This is a genomic window from Bacillus sp. CCB-MMP212 (assembly GCF_022748145.1).
GTDB classification, from domain to species: Bacteria; Bacillota; Bacilli; order Bacillales; family Bacillaceae_G; genus Bacillus_A; species Bacillus_A cereus.
On sequence record NZ_JALDQE010000013.1, the window covers coordinates 71,192 to 89,987 of the forward strand.

An 18,796-nucleotide genomic window follows, 5' to 3' on the forward strand; every position below is an offset into this window, starting at 1 on the left:
AGAAATCTATGAACTCTTTACAATTTAATCGTCATCGTCGTTTAAGACAAAGCGGGGGCATGCGTGCGCTTGTGCGTGAAACGTTTTTACATACGGAAGATTTTATTTACCCTATTTTTGTATTAGAAGGTGAAAATGTTCGTAATGAAGTTCCTTCTATGCCAGGCGTATATCAAATTTCTTTAGATTTATTGCAAGCTGAAATGCAAGAAGTTGTTGATTTAGGTATTCGTTCTGTTATTGTATTTGGTTTACCTGCTGAAAAGGATGAAGTTGGATCATCAGCATATTGTGATCATGGAATTGTACAACGTGCTATTCAGCAAATTAAAGGTGATTTCCCTGAGCTAGTAGTAGTCGCAGACACATGTTTATGTCAATTTACAAGCCATGGTCATTGCGGTGTAATTGAAGATGGTATTATTTTAAATGACGAGTCTCTTGCAGTTCTTGCGAAAACAGCTGTAAGTCAAGCGAAAGCAGGAGCGGACATTATTGCGCCATCAAACATGATGGACGGCTTCGTAACAGCAATTCGCCATGCATTAGACGAAAGTGGTTTTGGACACGTGCCAGTTATGTCGTACGCTGTGAAATATTCATCAGCATTTTATGGACCATTCCGTGATGCTGCGCACGGTGCACCGCAATTTGGTGACCGTAAAACATATCAAATGGATCCGGCAAACCGTATGGAAGCATTCCGTGAAGCAGAATCAGATGTAATGGAAGGTGCAGATTTCTTAATCGTAAAACCAGCTCTTTCTTACTTAGATATCGTTCGTGATGTGAAAAATAACTTTAATTTACCAGTTGTCGCTTATAATGTAAGTGGTGAATATTCGATGATTAAAGCGGCAGCGCAAAATGGCTGGATTAATGAAAAAGAAGTTGTTCTTGAAAAATTAATTAGTATGAAACGTGCAGGAGCAGACTTAATTATTACGTATCATGCGAAAGATGCAGCAAAATGGTTACAAGAAGGAGGCGCTAAATAATGAAAAAGTTTGATAAATCGATTGCGGCGTTTGAAGAGGCACAAGACTTAATGCCTGGTGGCGTAAATAGCCCGGTTCGTGCTTTTAAATCTGTTGGGATGAATCCGTTGTTTATGGAGCGTGGAAAAGGCTCTAAAGTATATGATATTGATGGGAATGAATACATCGACTACGTATTATCATGGGGGCCTTTAATTCATGGTCATGCAAATGATCGTGTTGTAGAAGCGTTAAAATCTGTTGCTGAAAGAGGTACAAGCTTCGGTGCACCAACAGAAATTGAAAATAAATTAGCAAAACTTGTTATTGAGCGCGTGCCATCAATTGAGATTGTGCGTATGGTTAACTCTGGAACGGAAGCAACAATGAGTGCACTACGTTTAGCTCGTGGTTATACAGGTCGTAATAAAATCTTGAAATTTATTGGTTGTTACCACGGTCATGGTGATTCGCTATTAATTAAAGCTGGTTCTGGTGTGGCGACTTTAGGTTTACCAGATAGTCCTGGTGTACCAGAAGGTGTAGCGAAAAATACGATTACAGTAGCTTATAACGATTTAGAAAGCGTAAAATACGCGTTTGAACAATTCGGTGATGATATTGCTTGTGTAATTGTAGAACCAGTAGCAGGAAATATGGGGGTTGTTCCTCCGCAGCCTGGATTTTTAGAAGGTCTTCGTGAAGTAACAGAACAAAACGGTGCATTGCTTATTTTTGATGAAGTAATGACAGGGTTCCGAGTAGCTTATAATTGTGGCCAAGGTTATTATGGCGTAACACCTGATTTAACATGCTTAGGTAAAGTAATCGGTGGTGGTTTACCAGTAGGAGCATACGGTGGTAAAGCAGAAATTATGCGCCAAGTTGCACCAAGCGGACCGATTTACCAAGCTGGTACTTTATCAGGTAATCCACTTGCAATGGCAGCAGGTTATGAAACGTTAGTACAGTTAACGCCAGAATCATATGTAGAATTTGAGCGTAAAGCTGAAATGTTAGAAGCTGGATTACGTAAAGCAGCTGAAAAACATGGCATTCCACATCATATTAACCGTGCAGGTTCTATGATTGGTATTTTCTTTACAGATGAGCCCGTTATTAATTACGATGCAGCAAAATCTTCAAACTTAGAATTCTTTGCGGCTTACTATCGTGAAATGGTAGAACAAGGTGTATTCTTACCGCCATCTCAATTCGAAGGTTTATTCTTATCGACAGCACATAGTGACGCAGATATTGAGGCGACGATTGCAGCAGCTGAAATTGCAATGTCAAAATTAAAATAATGTATTAGAGAAAAATCGCTCTCCATAAGGGGGGGCGATTTTTTTTTATTCATAAAGTAAGCTTTCCCTACATAAATCTGTAATGACATATAGTTTGGGAGGGGGAAAAGAAGTGGCTGCAGATCATTCGTTACGATTTTCATTAAAAGAATCTGTTTGGTTCCAAAAGGGACAGGAAGTCGATGAACTTTTGTCAATTTCGTTAGATCCAGACGTTGAGATAGAAGAGCTTGATCATGAAGTAATCGTGAGAGGGCAATTAGATTTAACGGGAGAGTATGTTGCACGAAAAGATGATTCGGCGTATTCATTAAGAGAACTATCGCCAGCAAAGTCAATTGATTATGTAGAAACAAGGGAAGATGGGGTTAATGAACTTGTTCATTCCTTTCCGCTTGAAATATCAATTCCGAGAAATCGAGTGAAAGTAATTGAAGAGCTATATGTATCAATTGAGGAATTTGATTATGAATTAAAGGAAAATGGTTGCTTACAATTATTAGCGGATATATCTATTACCGGTTTGTGTGATGAAGAGAGAAACGAGGATGAAGCTGAAGAGGAAGAAACGGTGTATGCCGAGTTAGAAGAAGATTCAGCGCAAGAGGATGAAAATAGACCGGCGCCGCATGTAGAAGAACCAGCATATAAGGAATCAGATGAGTGGGAAGATTACGCATTTGAACCGTTCCAATTAGAGGAAAGAAAAGAGCAGGAATTAGAAGAAGAGAAGATAGAGGAACATGAGTTTGTGGAGCGTGAAGAGGAGCAAGAAACAACGCCGCAATTTGAATTGTTTGGGCGAAAAGATTTCAAGAAAGAAAAAGCGAAAAAGCAGGAAGAACAAGAAGAAGAGTACTCACAGCGAGATGAAAATGCGCTTTATTTAACAAAACTATTTACGAAAGAACCGGAAGAAGAATTTACAAAGTTAAGAATGTATTTCGTGCAAGAAGGGGATACAATTGAATCTATTGCAGAACGTTATGAAACGTCTGTGCAAAATGTGTGCCGTGTCAATCAAACAGAAGATATATTTTTAAATACGGGGCAAATTATTTATATTCCCGTTTCAAGGGTAAAGGCGAAATAAGGAAGTGAGTGTTTTCACTCGCTTCTTTTCTTAGAGGCTATGTTTTGAATAGAAAGGGTTATTCGTATGGATATTGAATTACGAAATCACTATGAACCTATCGTGAGGCAATATAGATTGGATACGCAGCATATGGAAGAGCACGGAAGCGTAATGAAAATTTATACGAATCAAGGTCCATATGCACTCAAGAAAATAGAAGGCAGAAAGTTAGAGCGGAATAATTTTCTGCATCATATTCAATATTTGAAGGAGAAAGGTTTTTCAAATTATGTACCTATATACCACGCGACGGATGGAAATTATATTTTAAGTGACGGGACGTATAATTATTATTTAATGCCTTGGTTAGAACGTGCAGAAGGAAACGGCGAGGATAATGATCAATACCATAAAATGTTTCAGACACTTGGAACGTTGCATCAAAAAACTGTGAAGGAAGAAACATATACGGAAGAAGATTTAGAAAAACATTATACAACTATATCCGATCGCTGGGAAAATGATGGTGAGATGTTAGAAGAGTTTCTCGTAGAATCTGAATCAAAATGGTATATGTCCCCGTTTGAATTACAATATTGTACGTACTATCATCATGTAATGAGAGCGCGTGAATTTGCAACGAAGCAATTAAATGAGTGGAACGATGCGATGAAAGAAAAAGAGAAAACACGTATTACTTTTGTGCATGGTAACGTGTCACTTAATCATTTTTTATTTGACTATGAGCGAAATGGCTATTTTATTAGTTTGGAAAAATCGAAGTTTGCAACGCCTGTGCAAGATATAGTAGGTTTTTATTCACGGTCTTTAAACACATATCCAATCGCAAGAAGTGATCGGTTTGAATGGTTTCAAATGTATCAAAAAAATTTCCCTTTTACGAAAGAAGAGCAACTACTTATGTTTGCGTATATGACGTATCCATCGCAATTTATTCGGCAAATCCAGTCTTATAAGAAAAGAAGAGATAATCGCAACGAGGAAAATGAACTGCGCGGAGTAAAGAGTTTGCAACAATCGCATTGGCTCGTTAGCAATATAGAATATTTCCTGTCACAATTACAAGCTGCCCAGCAAGGGAACGGGTAAAGTAAAACTTTAATCAGCGGGTGGCTCCAACCTAACTTCTTTGCTTCAGCTGAATTTTGAGGTGGGGTCTTATTGCCCGCAAATAGCGGGATAAAGAAGATAAGTAGAGAATGCTACTTATCTTCTTTATATTCACCCGAAAAGTCATAGTTTTAAATTTATCTTGACGAATAAGGTTTCGTTTTTTACACTATTGTATATAATAATTAACAATCATATAAATGCCTTGAAGGGGAAGAGTATAACATGAAACGTCTTCAGAGAGGAGAATCAGTAGCTGGGAGATTCTCTAGATAGTTATGTTAGAAGGTAGCCCTGGAGCATCTTTTCTGAACAGAATAGTTCTCATTAGGAAAAGACGGATTTGTCCGTTATCAAATTAAGAGTATAAGCAAATTATGAATTTGTTTGTAAATAAAGGTGGTACCGCGATGTCCCTCGTCCTTTTTGGATGAGGGACATTTTTTATTTTAAGGAGGGAAAATAATGTCAAACACGGAAAAGAATTTACCAACTAAATATGATCATATGTCCGTTGAAGAAGGCCTTTATCAATGGTGGCTTGAAGGCAAATATTTTGAAGCAACAGGAGACGAGAAGAAACAACCGTATACAATTGTAATTCCACCTCCGAACGTAACTGGTAAGTTACACTTAGGTCATGCTTGGGATACAACTCTTCAAGATATTTTAACTCGTACGAAGCGTATGCAAGGTTACGATGTGCTATGGCTTCCAGGAATGGACCATGCTGGTATCGCAACACAAGCGAAAGTAGAAGGAAAACTTCGTGAAGAAGGTATTTCACGTTACGATCTTGGCCGTGAGAAATTCCTTGAAAAAGCTTGGGAGTGGAAAGAAGAGTACGCTTCTCACATTCGTCAACAATGGGGGAAAGTCGGTTTAGGACTAGACTATTCTCGCGAACGTTTCACATTAGACGAAGGTTTATCTGATGCGGTTAATAAAGTATTCGTTCAATTATACGAAAAAGGCTTAATTTACCGCGGTGAATATATTATCAACTGGGATCCAGCAACACGCACAGCTCTTTCTGATATTGAAGTAATTCATAAAGAAGTTCAAGGTGCATTCTACCATATGAACTATCCGTTAACAGACGGTTCAGGTCACATTCGCCTTGCTACTACTCGTCCAGAAACGATGCTTGGTGATACAGCGGTAGCAGTTCATCCAGAAGATGATCGTTACAAACATTTAATCGGAAAAACAGTTACACTTCCAATCGTAGGTCGTGAGATTCCGATTATTGCTGATGAGTACGTAGAAAAAGACTTCGGAACAGGCGTTGTAAAAATTACACCAGCTCATGACCCGAACGACTTTGAAGTAGGTAACCGTCATGACTTACCACGCATCTTAGTAATGAACGAAGATGGATCGATGAACGAAAAAGCTGGTAAATATAACGGTATGGATCGTTTCGAATGCCGTAAAGAATTAGTGAAAGACTTACAAGAAGCTGGCGTATTAGTAGAAATCGAGCCACATATGCATTCAGTAGGTCATAGTGAGCGTAGCGGTGCAGTTGTTGAGCCTTACTTATCAACACAATGGTTCGTAAAAATGGCTCCACTTGCTGAAAAAGCAGTAGCGCTTCAACAAAAAGAAGAAGAAAAAGTAACGTTCGTACCAGAGCGTTTTGAAAACACATATTTACGATGGATGGAAAATATTCATGACTGGTGTATTTCTCGTCAATTATGGTGGGGACACCGTATTCCAGCTTGGTACCATAAAGAAACTGGTGAAGTATACGTAGGTACAGAAGCACCAGCAGATATTGAAAACTGGAATCAAGATAACGACGTACTTGATACATGGTTCAGTTCAGCGCTATGGCCATTCTCAACACTTGGTTGGCCAAATGAAGATTCAGCAGACTTCAAACGTTACTATTCAACAGATGCACTAGTAACGGGTTATGACATCATCTTCTTCTGGGTATCTCGTATGATTTTCCAAGGTTTAGAGTTTACAGGCGAGCGTCCATTTAAAGATGTATTAATTCACGGTTTAGTTCGTGATGAGCAAGGTCGTAAGATGAGTAAATCTCTTGGTAACGGTATTGACCCAATGGATGTTATCGAGAAGTACGGTGCAGATGCAATGCGCTATTTCTTATCAACAGGAAGTGCACCAGGTCAAGATTTACGTTTCAGCATGGAAAAAGTAGAATCTACTTGGAACTTCATTAATAAAATTTGGAACGCATCACGTTTCGTATTAATGAACATGGATGATATGAAGTATGAAGAAATCGATTTAACTGGTGAAAAATCAGTTGCAGATAAGTGGATCTTAACTCGCTTAAACGAAACAATCGAGAGTGTAACACGTAACATGGATAAATATGAGTTCGGTGAAGCTGGTCGTTCATTATACAACTTCATTTGGGATGATTTCTGTGACTGGTACATTGAAATGGCGAAACTTCCACTATACGGTGAAGATGAAGCAGCTAAGAAAACGACTCGTTCTATTTTAGCTTACGTATTAGATCAAACAATGCGTCTATTACACCCATTCATGCCATTCGTAACAGAGAAAATTTGGCAACATTTACCGCATGAAGGCGAATCTATTACAGTAGCTGCGTGGCCAACAGTTCGCGAAGATTTACAAGATACGGAAGCTGCGGCAGAAATGCACCTTCTAGTTGATATCATTCGCTCTGTTCGTAATATTCGTGCAGAAGTAAATACGCCAATGAGCAAAAAAGTTCAAATGCAAATTAAAGCAAAAGATGAGGCTGTACTTGCTCAACTTACGAAAAATAGCTCTTACATTGAGCGTTTCTGTAACCCAAGCGAATTAACAATTCAAACGGACTTACAAGCGCCAGAAAAAGCAATGACTGCAATCGTATCAGGTGCAGAGTTATTCTTACCGTTAGCTGATCTTATCAATCTTGATGAAGAGAGAGCTCGTCTTGAGAAAGAACTTGAGAAGTTCGATAAAGAAGTAGAACGTGTACAGAAGAAACTTTCTAACCAAGGTTTCGTAGCGAAAGCTCCTGCAGCGGTTATTGAAGGAGAGCGTGCGAAAGAGCAAGATTACCTAGAAAAACGCGAAGCAGTTCGTCAACGTCTAGCAGATCTTGAAAAGTAAAAATATTTTTAGAGACTCACTATATTGGTGAGTCTCTTTTCTTTGCGTATAATAGAACTATGAAAGTTGTCTTTTGAAAGGGGAAAAGCATACGTGATACATACATACGAAGAAGCGATAGGGTGGATTCATAGCCGATTGAAATTTGGTATTAAACCAGGATTAGAAAGAATGAATTGGATGCTAGAAGAGCTCGGAAATCCAGAGCGTCATATAAAATGTATTCATCTTGCTGGTACAAATGGAAAAGGTTCAACGTTAACATATATGCGTTACATGTTAGAAGGCGCGAAATATAAGGTAGGAACGTTTACCTCTCCTTACATCGAAACATTTAATGAACGCATTAGTGTGAATGGAACACCAATTGCAGATGAAGAGATTACTGAACTCGTAAAGATGGTAAAACCAGTCGTGGAAAAACTAGATGAAACGGATTTAGGGGAAGCGACTGAGTTTGAAATTATTACTGTTATGGCAATTTGCTATTTCGGTAAAGTCAATTTCTGTGATGTTGTTTTATTTGAAACAGGGCTCGGTGGACGTTTTGATTCTACCAATGTTATACACCCTGTTCTCACGATTATTACGAATATCGGTCACGATCATATGCATATTTTAGGGAATACACTAGGAGAAATTGCATATGAAAAGGCGGGGATTATTAAGTCTGGTGTGCCGGTAATTACTGGTGTAAAAGATGAAGAAGCTTTGCAAGTCATTCAAAATGTTGCACAGGAAAACCATGCAAACTTATACGAACTTGGCAAGCATTTTACAGCGTTACATAAACAGTCTAACGAAGATGGGGAACAGTTTGATTTTACTTGTCCTTTTACCGCATTTGAAGATTTGCAAATCTCAATGAAAGGTATTCATCAAGTAGGAAATGCAGCGCTAGCACTTATGGCAGTAATGTATGTAAAAACATATTTATCATTTTTAATTGAGGAAGAGGGAATAAGAACGGGATTACGGGAAGCGTATTGGATTGGGCGCTTTGAAAAGCTACAAAGTAACCCGGATATTATTATAGATGGTGCTCATAATCCAGAAGGTATCGAAAGCCTTGTGAAAACAGTAGAAGCGCATTACAAAGATAAAAATGTAATAGTTTTATTTACTGCCCTTGGTGATAAACAATTGCATAACATGGTAGGCCGATTAGAAACCATTGCAGATGAAATGATTTTTACAACATTCGCCTTTGATCGTGCTATTTCTGCAGACAAGCTTGCATCATATTCACAAAAAGAATCAAAATTAGTTTTTGAAAATTGGAAAGAGGCAATTGATACAAAAGTTGAAATGATAGGGGAAAATGATGTTTTTGTCATAACAGGTTCTCTTTATTTCATTTCTGAAGTTCGAAAATATATTTGCGAGAAAAACTAGATAGTCTTTGCTATCTAGTTTTTTTGTTCTACAAATGAAGTCAAATGCATACATATAAGATAAATATATAGGGTTATTTGGCGAATTCCTCTGACAAATATCTCGTTTTTTTATGAAATGAATATGATATGATGCGGACAACGATAAGAGGTGAGGTGTGAGTGTATGGACAAGCAATCACGAACGATCTCAGTGAAAGTGAATGGAACAGAAGCGAAGTATGAGGAAAAAAAGAAAGATGAATTTGAATGGATGGTAGTAGAAAGTGAACGACCGAAAAATGTTGTTCCGTTTCAAAAAGCGAAATCAATGTCTGTGGAAAAATACCGAAAGAAGTGGAGTAATACATTAATTGTAATCGTTGCAACTGCAATCATTATCGGTACGGCGTTTGGAATGGGGATGCTTCATTTACTTACTGGACAAGGAACGACAGGAGGAAGTGAAGTGACAGCTTCAAGGCCGACTGGAAATGGAGAATCAAAGGTGGGTGGAACGGCAGAACAAACACCAGCACCGAAAGAAGAAAAACAAAAGGCGCAGACAGGAACGTCATTGGATCCGATGAAATTATTCTTTGTTCAAGGGGGGCTTTATTCTTCTGAAGAAAAGGGACAGGCAGCTCTTGAAGAATGGAAAGGCAATGGGGGCATTGGTGCTTTGAGACCGAGCGGGGATAAGTATGCAATAGTTGTTGGTATTGCTAGCGATGAACAGGCTATAAATCAATTAATGACTAAGTATAAAAATGATGGTGTCTCCGTTTTAAAAAAGAACTGGGATATAACAGATAAAGCATTGCTGAAAGATGATAAAGAAGTAGGAACATTTTTAACAAAAGTGCAGCCATTATATACTCATTTAGCAAAATATGCTTCTAGCGTACAAGTTGGTGGAAAAAGCAGCGCAAAAGATATAGAAGTGATTGAAAAAGAATGGAAAGCGATTGAAAAAGAAGGGAAAAGTATGAAGCGAGAAGAAGCAAAGAAACTGTATATGTATACGTCGGTAGCTGTACAAACAGTAAAAGATGGGAAAATGGATAAGGAATCTTTGGCGAAATTAAATCAAGTTATTATTGATGGCTTACTCTCGTATGAAAAAATTGTTTCGTAGAAAGTGAAATGATAGGATAATAAAATGAGTAAGAAAGAAGTACATGTACTTCTTTCTTTTCTTTTGAATTTAGAGCAAAGTGCTTTCTCTATGACAGGAATATAATCGTATGCAATAAAGAAGTGTTATTTTTAGTTAGAGAAATTAATATTTCTTTCATTTGTGGGCAAACTATTCCTTTGATACGATTGATATAAATTGTTCTGCTTCATGTGAGAAAGGAAGGAGAAAATATGAAAAAAATAATTTTAGCTTCAGGGTCACCTCGGAGGAAGGAATTGCTTGAGTTAGCTAGCGTACCATTTGAAATCGTTGTAAGTGAAGTAGAGGAAACAATTGGTGCATATTCATCGCCTTCTGATATTGTAATGTCGCTTGCCTTGCAAAAAGCATCAGCGGTTGCAGAAAATAATAGTGATCACATTGTGTTAGGTGCAGATACAATTGTTACATATGAGTCGCGTATCCTTGGTAAGCCTTCTAATGAGGATGAGGCGAAAGAGATGTTACAATTACTATCTGGGAAAACACATGAAGTGTATACAGGTGTTGCGATTATATCAAAAGAAAAAACGGTTACTTTTTATGAGCGTACAGAAGTTACGTTTTGGGAATTAACAGAAGAGGAAATTGATACATACGTCGCGTCGAAAGAACCTCTTGATAAAGCAGGTAGTTATGGGATTCAAGGTAAAGGGTCTATTTTCGTTCAACATATTCAAGGGGACTACTATAGTGTAGTTGGCTTACCAATTGCACGTCTCGTTCGAGAATTAAAACAATTTGATATTGATGTAACCCATGCGTAAAATTGCATGGGGTTTTCTTTGAGAGAACAAATAAAGGGGTGGAGAGATGAACGGTATTCGTGATGTTGTAAGAGAAGAACAACCACGGGAGCGTTTATTGTTAGAAGGTGCTGGAAGTTTATCAAATCGAGAGCTCCTTGCAGTGTTACTCAGAACAGGTTCTAAAGAAGAAACAGTTTTAAAGTTGTCAGATAAAATTTTACACCAATTTGATGGCTTACGTATGTTGAAAGATGCAACATTAGAAGAGCTAATTAGTATACATGGTATTGGGATTTCAAAGGCATCGCAACTTATGGCAGCCTTTGAGCTAGGCAGAAGAATGGTACGTTTAGAATATCAAAATAGATATAGTATTCGAAGTCCAGAAGATTGTGCGAAATACATGATGGAAGAAATGCGCTTTTTACAACAAGAGCATTTTGTTTGTGTAAATGTAACATAAACACTAATAAAATTCTATATCTAATACTTCTGTAACTCCGTCTTTTTTATCAATTTTGATATTCTCTATGAACATATTCATAAATTGTTTTTTCTCATTGGATGATAAATATGACCAATTACTTTTAATATTATTTATAATTTCTTTTATAGCATTATCATCTATATTTTCGTTTTCATTGGCACTTAAAGATTTCAACTTTTCTTTTATCGATTCTAGCGCTTGTTTCGTTTCTTTCATTCGATTGGCAAACTCTTCATCTGTCATTAGATCGTTTGACCATGCTTTTTGAAACTTTTCTCTTTGTCGTTCTACTTTAGATAATTGTTTCTTTAAGATATCAATTTCATTGTCTTCTGTTTGGAATTTCGGTACCTGTTTGAATCTGTATTTTTCAATGTAATCTAAAAAGGCTACCTCTATTTTTTTCTCACTGGAGGAAAAAGCCTTTTTCTTATTTAGAACACAAGCCTGACAACGATATCGATTATGTTCAATATCTTGATTATCTTTTTTTCTATGATACATTACTCTTTCACAAGTTAAATGATTTCCGCAATTGGGGCAAAGTAATTTCATTTGAAAAATGAAGATAGAAGTGGTTTTACGCTTTTTAAAATTTTGGCGACTAGATAGTAGTTGTTGAACCTTCATAAATCTATCTTTCGTAATGATTCCTTGGTGCGCATTCTCTATTATCTCATTAGACCACCTTATCGCTCCGTACATGGCGTGATTAGAAAGAATATCTAATATGGTGCGTATATGCCATTTGTAACCTCTTATGGGCTTAATATAGCCGTCTAAATGGTCGGCGAGTTGTCTGATAGAGTAACCCTCTTCAATTTTTCTTACCATATCTAAAACTACTTTGCTTTCTTCTGGATTTATAATTAATTTGCTATACTCATTTTTATCAAATCCAAATGGGGCTTTTGCTGAATATTCTCCTTGGCGAGCCTTTTCTAATTGTCCCATTCTTACACGTTCACCTAAATTTTCTCTTTCCCATTGAGCTAATGCAGCTACAATTGTAATAAACATTCTCCCCATAGCCGTGGAAGTATCATAAACTTCTGTTGCTGATTTAAAAGCACAATTGTATTTATCGAATGTATCTAGTAGTTTGTATAGGTCCATAACAGAACGTGTTAGACGATCTAGACGATAAACTAAAACAGTATTAATTAATCCTTTTTTGATATGGTCTAACATTATGCTTAATTGTGGGCGATTCGTATCCTTTGCTGATACGCCTTCATCTACATAAAATTTAAAATTATCCCAGTCTTGTGCCACGCAATATGCTTTTAGCTTCTCACGTTGAGCTGAAATAGAGAAACCATCTCGTACTTGTTCTTCAGTGCTTACTCTTATATAAATTCCAACAGTCACTATTTATCTCTCCTTTTAAAAAGAGGACAGCTGTACGGGCTGTCCATTAAATTCCTAGCGCTAAAGATTTAATTAATATAGGTATTAGTTTAATGTAGCTACGTACATTACTACTTTACCGTGTATTTTTATATTCGCAGCATCTTCATAAGGAACTGTGTAATCAAAGAAACGATTGTCGTATGAATCCGGTCGGAATATTAATCGTTTATTTTGTTTATCATTAAAGAAACGTTTTACAGAATAATCGCAGCCGTTACTAAAAACAACTATGTCATTATCGTAAAGTTCCTCTAAAGCAACTTCTTTTACGGCAATCAAAGAGGTATGTGGTATAACTTTATTCATCGAGTCACCATTAACACGAGTCATAAAGATATCTTCTCTACCTGCCCATTTCCCCATTAATGAATCAGGAATATGTATAGTTTCCAAATCCATTTCTGTCATTCCATCAATTTCTAGAGGTAAACCAGCTGAAATTGCAGTTGGAACATAAGTATATGAAGATTCGCGTACTAAAGAAATAGTTGGAGTATTTGGTTTATACACTTCATTTGTTGGTGGGAACAAATCATTAATTGATATATCCAATGCTTGTGCTATTGCAAATAATACATCTTGTTCAGGTTCGTTTGTCCCATTTTCATAAGATGAAATTGTATTATGTTTTTTTCCTATTCGTAATCCTAATTCTTTTTGGGTCATTTTCTTTAGTTTCCTAAAGTTTTTAATTTGTTGACCTACATATTTAGAAACGTCTTGTTTCATGAAGTTTCACCTCCTTTCTTGATCCATTATATCATATTTCATGAAGTTTTAAACTAAAAATTTCATGAAACAAGAAAAATAATATTAAATTTCATAAAATATGAAAATTATTGTTGAATTATGTCATAACTTCATGTAATATGAAGTTGTCGAAAGTGAGGTGAATTATTTTGCAAGACAAACTGGTGTCTTTACGTATGTATAATAGGTTAACTCAACAGGATATGGCTGATTTAATAGGTGTAGATAAGAGAACTTATGTTAATAAAGAATATGGAGTTACTCAATTTAAAGCTAATGAGATGTTTTTAATTGCTCAGAGATTCGGTAAAGGAATTGAGGAAATTTTTTTGCCAACTAACTTCATGAAACATGAAGTTTATGAGGCGGATGGTGAGATAGATGGAACGAACTATATTGGATAATCCGCCAAGTGAGGAAACGGCGTTAAAAATGGCTGAGTTTTTTATGAAAACTTCAGTTCCTCGTATTTTAGCAGCTCGTCAGGCTGAAAAAAATAAAAAAGAGGTGACCAATGATGAACGGAGTATTATCCGCAAGTAAATTAATGAAAGCATCAGATGTTGTAAAAAGATGTGCAGAAATGAGAATGAGCCCAGCGTTATTACTTATTACTGAATTAGAAGCAAAGTGTCAGCTAAGGGAAATGAACCGTAAGGTTTCAAATCGAAGGGAGGTGAGTTAAGTGGAAAATGAGGTTAAAAAAAGAACTGATTTAATCGGTTTAACAGGATCTGTTACAAGAAAGTTAACTATTATCGATGCACAGGAATATCCAACTGGAGTTTCTGTTCGTGTAAGTGACAACATGGGTGAGGAATACAACATGGATTTAGAAGATGTTGATTTGGATTAAGGAGAAACCGCCAGTTGGGGCTGACGGTTCAATAAAAACACATGTTGAGGTCATTATAGCATGAAATTTGGTGATGTAAATGAAACTATTTCCGCACCAAGATAGAGCGCTGAACGATACATATAAACATAATCGCGTTGCGTACTACCTTGATATGGGGCTAGGAAAGACCTTTGTAGGCTCTGAAAAGATGTGGGAACTGAATACACCGTATAACTTATTAATCTGCCAGAAGTCTAAAATAGACGACTGGAAAGAGCATTTTGAACAACATTATGACTACAAAGTAATTGTGTTCGACAAACAACGTATGGAAGAAATTCCAGAAGAAAGTGTGTTAATCGTCAATTATGAACGAGCTTGGAGACGTGATGCGTTATTGAAGCTAAATAACTTCACACTCATGTTGGACGAGTCTTCAAAAATTAAAAACGATAAGTCTAAACAAACTAAGTTCATTTTGAGATTGAATGCTGAAAACATCATATTGCTATCAGGAACACCGACAGGTGGAAAGTATGAAGAACTATGGTCACAACTTCACTTGTTAGGTTGGAAGATTAATCAAAAGCTGTTCTTAAAGCAATTTGTGGTCCAGGAATGGGACGACAGAAATAGTAAGTACAAGATCACCGGCTATAAAAATGTCGAACGTTTAAAAGCGAAATTAAAGCAATACGGTGCGGTGTTTATGAAGACCGAAGAAGTATTTGATTTACCAGAAACAACAGATGTGAAAGTAAAAATCCCTGGTACCAAATTGTATAAGGAATTTAAAAAGCATCACATTTTAGAGATCGGTGAAGAGTTACTGATTGGTGATACACCTGCAGCAAAGAAATTGTATTTACGACAATTAGCCGGCAGTTATAACGAAAACAAATTGCAGTATGTAAAAGACCTGGTTGAAAGCACGAATGACCGAATTATTATCTTTTACAACTTTAAAAAGGAATATGAAGCATTAGTGGATCTAATTGAAAAACCAATTAGTACAGTTAACGGAGATCTCAAGGATTTAAGCGCATATGAGAAATTCGAAAACAGTGTAACTTTGATTCAATATCAAGCTGGAGCAATGGGATTAAACCTACAGAAAGCCAATAAGATTGTTTATTTCACGCTAACAGATAAGAGTGAGTTATTTGAACAAAGTAAGAAACGAACACATCGTATTGGACAAGAAAGACCTTGTTTCTATTATTACTTGCTTACAGATGGATCAATAGAATGGCGCATGTTAGATGTACTAAAAGAGCGCAAGGATTACACAGATGCGTTATTTGAGAAGGAGGAAGATGTAATTGATAGTAAATAAACCACAATTTGATACGGAAAACATTAGAAGTGGTACTGCATATTGGTTGAACAAATTTAACCATAGAAGATATTCAGAAATTAGTACACCCTGCATTGTTAAATTTGTAAAACCATTAAGTATTGTAGTTGGTTTTTATGATGAAAAGCAAAAGTCATTTAATGAGTTAACTATTGATATAAAAAGTATTGTTGATGAGACATTTGAACTTACTCCAATGATTAGAAGGGCGGACGATGTAAATGAATGAAGTACAAGCTTTTGAAAATAAGTATTTAGCGGTTATGACAGCAATTGCAATTCATACGCAACAAGAAAAGAATCTTGCTGAGCAATCCAAAAAACTAAAAGCTGAACTTGAAAAGGCAATGGATGAACACGGTATCAAGTCTATTGATAATGACTTAATCAAGATTACTAGAGTTGGAGCTACTACTTCAACATCATTAGATATAACGAAATTAAAAGCTGAAGAACCAGATCTGTATGGTGAGCTACTTGGTGATTATCCAAAAGTATCGAACCGAAACGCACACGTGAAATTTACGGTGAAGTAAATGAGAGAGTCAGCGTTTCAAAAACAAGTCATTAAGTTTTTAAAAGAAAAAGATGTTTGGCACGTAAAGTATTGGGCTGGTAGTCAGTACACGAAAGAAGGTATTCCGGACATTCTAGCGTGCATCGATGGAGTGTTTCACGGGATTGAATTAAAAACGGATGTTGGAGTACCTAGCAAATTACAACTCTATAACATTCGTAAAATTAATGATTCAGGCGGTGAAGCTTACATTTTAAGGCCGAAGGACTTTGAGTCTTGGAAAGAGAGGTGGTTCTGATGGATAAACCAAAGGAAAAGCAAGTCTTAATTGAAATTGGTAATGTTCGTGTAAAAGAGTATGACAGTTTAAATGTTGTAGTAGAAAGGCTTGAAAAACCTTCTAGTAAGTCAAACATTAAATCTGTATCGAAGTGGAGATTTAAAGGGTATTCAAAGAGTATTCATAGTGCTTTAAAATTCATCGTTAACAGTGAGTTGTTAATCGATAAGAGCAAAGTGGAAGACTTACAGTCATATGTTGAACAGGTTGAGAGATCTAATGAGGAAGTGCTCAATGCTGTTAAGGAAGTGATTGAATGACCCAGTACTCTTACTCACGAGTATCATTATTCAATGATTGCCCATATCATTTTGGATTGCGATACATCAATAAACTCACAGAGATTCCTGATTTAACAAGGGCTGATAATGCTTTAATCATTGGCCATGCATTACATACAGGAATTGAACATGATGTAGAAACAGCGTTAAACGAATACTATAATTCATTTCCAGTAATGAATGATGCAATTGTAGAAGAATCTATGAAACTTGAAATTTTGATTCCAAAAGTACATGAGTTTCTTGAGAAAAATTTCGTGGATTGCGAGTTGATCCATGAATATAAAATCGATAAACCTAACTACATTGGATTTGTTGATTTAATTGTACAAGCTCCTGATGGTACTTGTATGGTAATTGATTTTAAGTATTCCAATCACATCAAGAACTATATGGACAGTGCTCAATTACACATATATAGGGATTACTTGAAGCAAGATGGATTCAATGTTGAAAGACTAGCATACTTGTTTGTTCCTAAAACGAGTATTAAGCAAAAGCAAGATGAAGATTTACACACGTTTAGAAAACGGTTGGTTCAAGCAGTTGAAGAATCAAACCTTACTTTTGTACCAATTGAGTTCGATGAAATGAAGACAATTTATTTTCTGAATAACATTGATGAAATTGAAAAAACAAAAGACTTTTCTAAGAAAAATAAAAGTAAAAACTGTTTCGCTTGTAACCCACGATTCAGACCAAATTATTTAGAAGCCATTGAAAATACCAAAGGAGAGATTGAAATGATTTTACCTAAAAATGAACGCCGTGAAAGAAAGATTGATACGAAGCCGGACCTATGGATTTATGCGGATAGCTACACTGGGAAAAGTACATTTGTAGATAAAGTTGATAACGTATTGTTCTTAAATACGGATGGTAATACAGATAACACAACTGCACCTGTTATTTCAATTAAAGATGAAGTAACGAAAAAAGGACGTGTTACAAGTCGTAAATTAGCTTGGGATTTATTTCTTGATGTAGTTGCTGAATTAGAAGCTGAGGAAAATGATTTTGAAGCTGTATCAATTGATTTGGTCGAAGACCTTTATGAACATTGCCGTGTGTATGTATTTGATAAAAACGGATGGGAGCATGAATCAGATGGATCTTACGGTAAAGGTTGGTCAATGGTAACAACTGAATTTAATAATGCTATGAAACGTTTGAAAGCATTAGGTTACCAAATTATTTATATCAGTAAAGAAAAGGTTGAAGAGTACACGCTTAGAGGTGGAGCGAAGCGTACAACATTTAAACCAAATATCAATGATAAAGTAGCGAATTTCCTTTCTGGAACTGTTGATTTAACATTACGTGCTTATGTAGATGCTGATGATAAACGATTCTTACAGCTTGCTAAGAAACAAAATGTATTCGGTGGTGGTCGTTATGACTTCCAAGTGGATACAATCCCATTGGATATGGAAGCATTCATTGAAGAGTTAACTGCAGCACAAGGAGATACTGCAGGTGAAACTGAAAAGCCAAAACGTGAGCGTAAGAAAAAAGAAAAGCCACAAGATGAAGAAAATGTGGCCAAAAAAACTATGTACTTCCAACATGAAGGATCTGAAGATTTTGTTGTAGTTAAAAAGGGTGAGTCATTAGATTTCTTAGAGGATGACATTTTTGATGAACGTACTAAAAAAGATTATGAAAAATGGCTTGCTGAAAATGAAGAAGAGCCTGCAGATGATGAACCAGAAGAAAAGCCGAAGCGTGAACGTCGTTCTCGTAAAGCTAAAGAAGAAAGTGAAGAACCTGCAGTAGAAGAAAAACCAAAACGTCAACGTCGACAACGTAAGCCGGTTGAAGATAATACACCGCCAGGTGAAGTCAATGGTAATGTACTGACTGAAGAAGAAGCGCCTAAACGTAGAACTAGAAGAAAGAGAGGAGAATAA

The 18,796-nt window shown here is 36.4% G+C and carries 20 protein-coding genes, 1 pseudogene and 1 other annotated feature; of the genes and pseudogenes, 19 read left to right on the forward strand and 2 right to left on the reverse strand.

The features are described from left to right. Positions 1-8 precede the first annotated feature (8 nt). The 9 genes and pseudogenes from hemB to MRP26_RS26425 all read left to right on the forward strand — a co-directional run. Complete coding sequence (gene hemB, locus MRP26_RS26385; protein WP_089171803.1) at positions 9-998, forward strand: porphobilinogen synthase; 990 nt, start codon at positions 9-11, stop codon at positions 996-998. Beyond that, on the forward strand, positions 998-2,284 hold the full coding sequence (hemL, locus tag MRP26_RS26390; protein ID WP_000712942.1) for a glutamate-1-semialdehyde 2,1-aminomutase: 1,287 nt from the start codon (positions 998-1,000) through the stop codon (positions 2,282-2,284). The genes hemB and hemL overlap by 1 nt, the downstream gene beginning before the upstream one ends. Positions 2,285-2,366: 82 nt before the next feature. After that, positions 2,367-3,377, forward strand: coding sequence for a stage VI sporulation protein D (spoVID, locus tag MRP26_RS26395; RefSeq protein ID WP_003271973.1), 1,011 nt, complete (start codon positions 2,367-2,369; stop codon positions 3,375-3,377). A gap of 66 nt (positions 3,378-3,443) precedes the next feature. Beyond that, positions 3,444-4,469, forward strand: coding sequence for a spore coat protein YsxE (gene ysxE, locus MRP26_RS26400; protein WP_000350660.1), 1,026 nt, complete (start codon positions 3,444-3,446; stop codon positions 4,467-4,469). Positions 4,470-4,686: 217 nt separating this feature from the next. Continuing rightward, positions 4,687-4,918: a binding site (T-box leader), on the forward strand. A gap of 37 nt (positions 4,919-4,955) precedes the next feature. Beyond that, positions 4,956-7,601, forward strand: a complete 2,646-nt coding sequence (locus MRP26_RS26405) for a valine--tRNA ligase (RefSeq protein ID WP_000072222.1) — start codon at positions 4,956-4,958, stop codon at positions 7,599-7,601. 93 nt (positions 7,602-7,694) lie between these two features. Beyond that, positions 7,695-8,996, forward strand: a complete 1,302-nt coding sequence (locus MRP26_RS26410; RefSeq protein WP_197242786.1) for a bifunctional folylpolyglutamate synthase/dihydrofolate synthase — start codon at positions 7,695-7,697, stop codon at positions 8,994-8,996. A 165-nt stretch (positions 8,997-9,161) separates the two neighbouring features. After that, positions 9,162-10,112, forward strand: coding sequence for a stage II sporulation protein B (locus MRP26_RS26415; protein WP_197242785.1), 951 nt, complete (start codon positions 9,162-9,164; stop codon positions 10,110-10,112). 233 nt (positions 10,113-10,345) lie between these two features. Continuing rightward, on the forward strand, positions 10,346-10,921 hold the full coding sequence (locus MRP26_RS26420) for a Maf family protein (protein ID WP_029443367.1): 576 nt from the start codon (positions 10,346-10,348) through the stop codon (positions 10,919-10,921). A gap of 46 nt (positions 10,922-10,967) precedes the next feature. Then, positions 10,968-11,354: pseudogene (locus MRP26_RS26425) on the forward strand (UPF0758 domain-containing protein); the annotation flags it as partial. Positions 11,355-11,369: 15 nt separating this feature from the next. Here MRP26_RS26425 and MRP26_RS26430 read toward each other — a convergent pair. Both MRP26_RS26430 and MRP26_RS26435 read right to left on the reverse strand, forming a co-directional pair. Continuing rightward, positions 11,370-12,761, reverse strand: a complete 1,392-nt coding sequence (locus tag MRP26_RS26430; RefSeq protein ID WP_242807073.1) for a recombinase family protein — start codon at positions 12,759-12,761, stop codon at positions 11,370-11,372. Positions 12,762-12,845: 84 nt separating this feature from the next. Then, positions 12,846-13,532 (reverse strand): helix-turn-helix domain-containing protein, encoded by a 687-nt coding sequence (locus tag MRP26_RS26435; protein ID WP_098213899.1) that lies wholly within the window; start codon positions 13,530-13,532, stop codon positions 12,846-12,848. A 170-nt stretch (positions 13,533-13,702) separates the two neighbouring features. Between MRP26_RS26435 and MRP26_RS26440 the strand changes: the two genes are divergently transcribed. The 10 genes from MRP26_RS26440 (at position 13,703) to MRP26_RS26485 (ending at position 18,796) form a co-directional block, all read left to right on the forward strand. Then, the gene (locus MRP26_RS26440; protein ID WP_242807075.1) at positions 13,703-13,957 is read left to right on the forward strand and encodes a helix-turn-helix transcriptional regulator; all 255 of its coding nucleotides are present in this window, start codon (positions 13,703-13,705) and stop codon (positions 13,955-13,957) included. Beyond that, positions 13,935-14,096: a hypothetical protein gene (locus tag MRP26_RS26445; protein ID WP_165375031.1), complete on the forward strand. Its 162-nt coding sequence runs from the start codon at positions 13,935-13,937 to the stop codon at positions 14,094-14,096. The genes MRP26_RS26440 and MRP26_RS26445 overlap by 23 nt, the downstream gene beginning before the upstream one ends. After that, positions 14,068-14,238, forward strand: a complete 171-nt coding sequence (locus tag MRP26_RS26450; RefSeq protein WP_180227020.1) for a hypothetical protein — start codon at positions 14,068-14,070, stop codon at positions 14,236-14,238. Before MRP26_RS26445 ends, MRP26_RS26450 begins: the two co-directional genes overlap by 29 nt. Then, positions 14,239-14,409 (forward strand): hypothetical protein, encoded by a 171-nt coding sequence (locus MRP26_RS26455; RefSeq protein ID WP_176520345.1) that lies wholly within the window; start codon positions 14,239-14,241, stop codon positions 14,407-14,409. A 79-nt stretch (positions 14,410-14,488) separates the two neighbouring features. Beyond that, complete coding sequence (locus tag MRP26_RS26460; protein WP_242807077.1) at positions 14,489-15,727, forward strand: SNF2-related protein; 1,239 nt, start codon at positions 14,489-14,491, stop codon at positions 15,725-15,727. After that, a complete protein-coding gene (locus MRP26_RS26465) occupies positions 15,714-15,977 on the forward strand; it encodes a hypothetical protein (protein WP_242807079.1) in 264 nt (87 codons plus the stop codon). Before MRP26_RS26460 ends, MRP26_RS26465 begins: the two co-directional genes overlap by 14 nt. After that, positions 15,970-16,284, forward strand: a complete 315-nt coding sequence (locus tag MRP26_RS26470) for a hypothetical protein (RefSeq protein ID WP_242807081.1) — start codon at positions 15,970-15,972, stop codon at positions 16,282-16,284. Before MRP26_RS26465 ends, MRP26_RS26470 begins: the two co-directional genes overlap by 8 nt. Then, on the forward strand, positions 16,285-16,563 hold the full coding sequence (locus tag MRP26_RS26475) for a nuclease (protein WP_033699198.1): 279 nt from the start codon (positions 16,285-16,287) through the stop codon (positions 16,561-16,563). Then, positions 16,563-16,865 (forward strand): hypothetical protein, encoded by a 303-nt coding sequence (locus MRP26_RS26480; RefSeq protein ID WP_242807083.1) that lies wholly within the window; start codon positions 16,563-16,565, stop codon positions 16,863-16,865. Before MRP26_RS26475 ends, MRP26_RS26480 begins: the two co-directional genes overlap by 1 nt. After that, complete coding sequence (locus tag MRP26_RS26485) at positions 16,862-18,796, forward strand: AAA family ATPase (RefSeq protein ID WP_242807085.1); 1,935 nt, start codon at positions 16,862-16,864, stop codon at positions 18,794-18,796. Before MRP26_RS26480 ends, MRP26_RS26485 begins: the two co-directional genes overlap by 4 nt.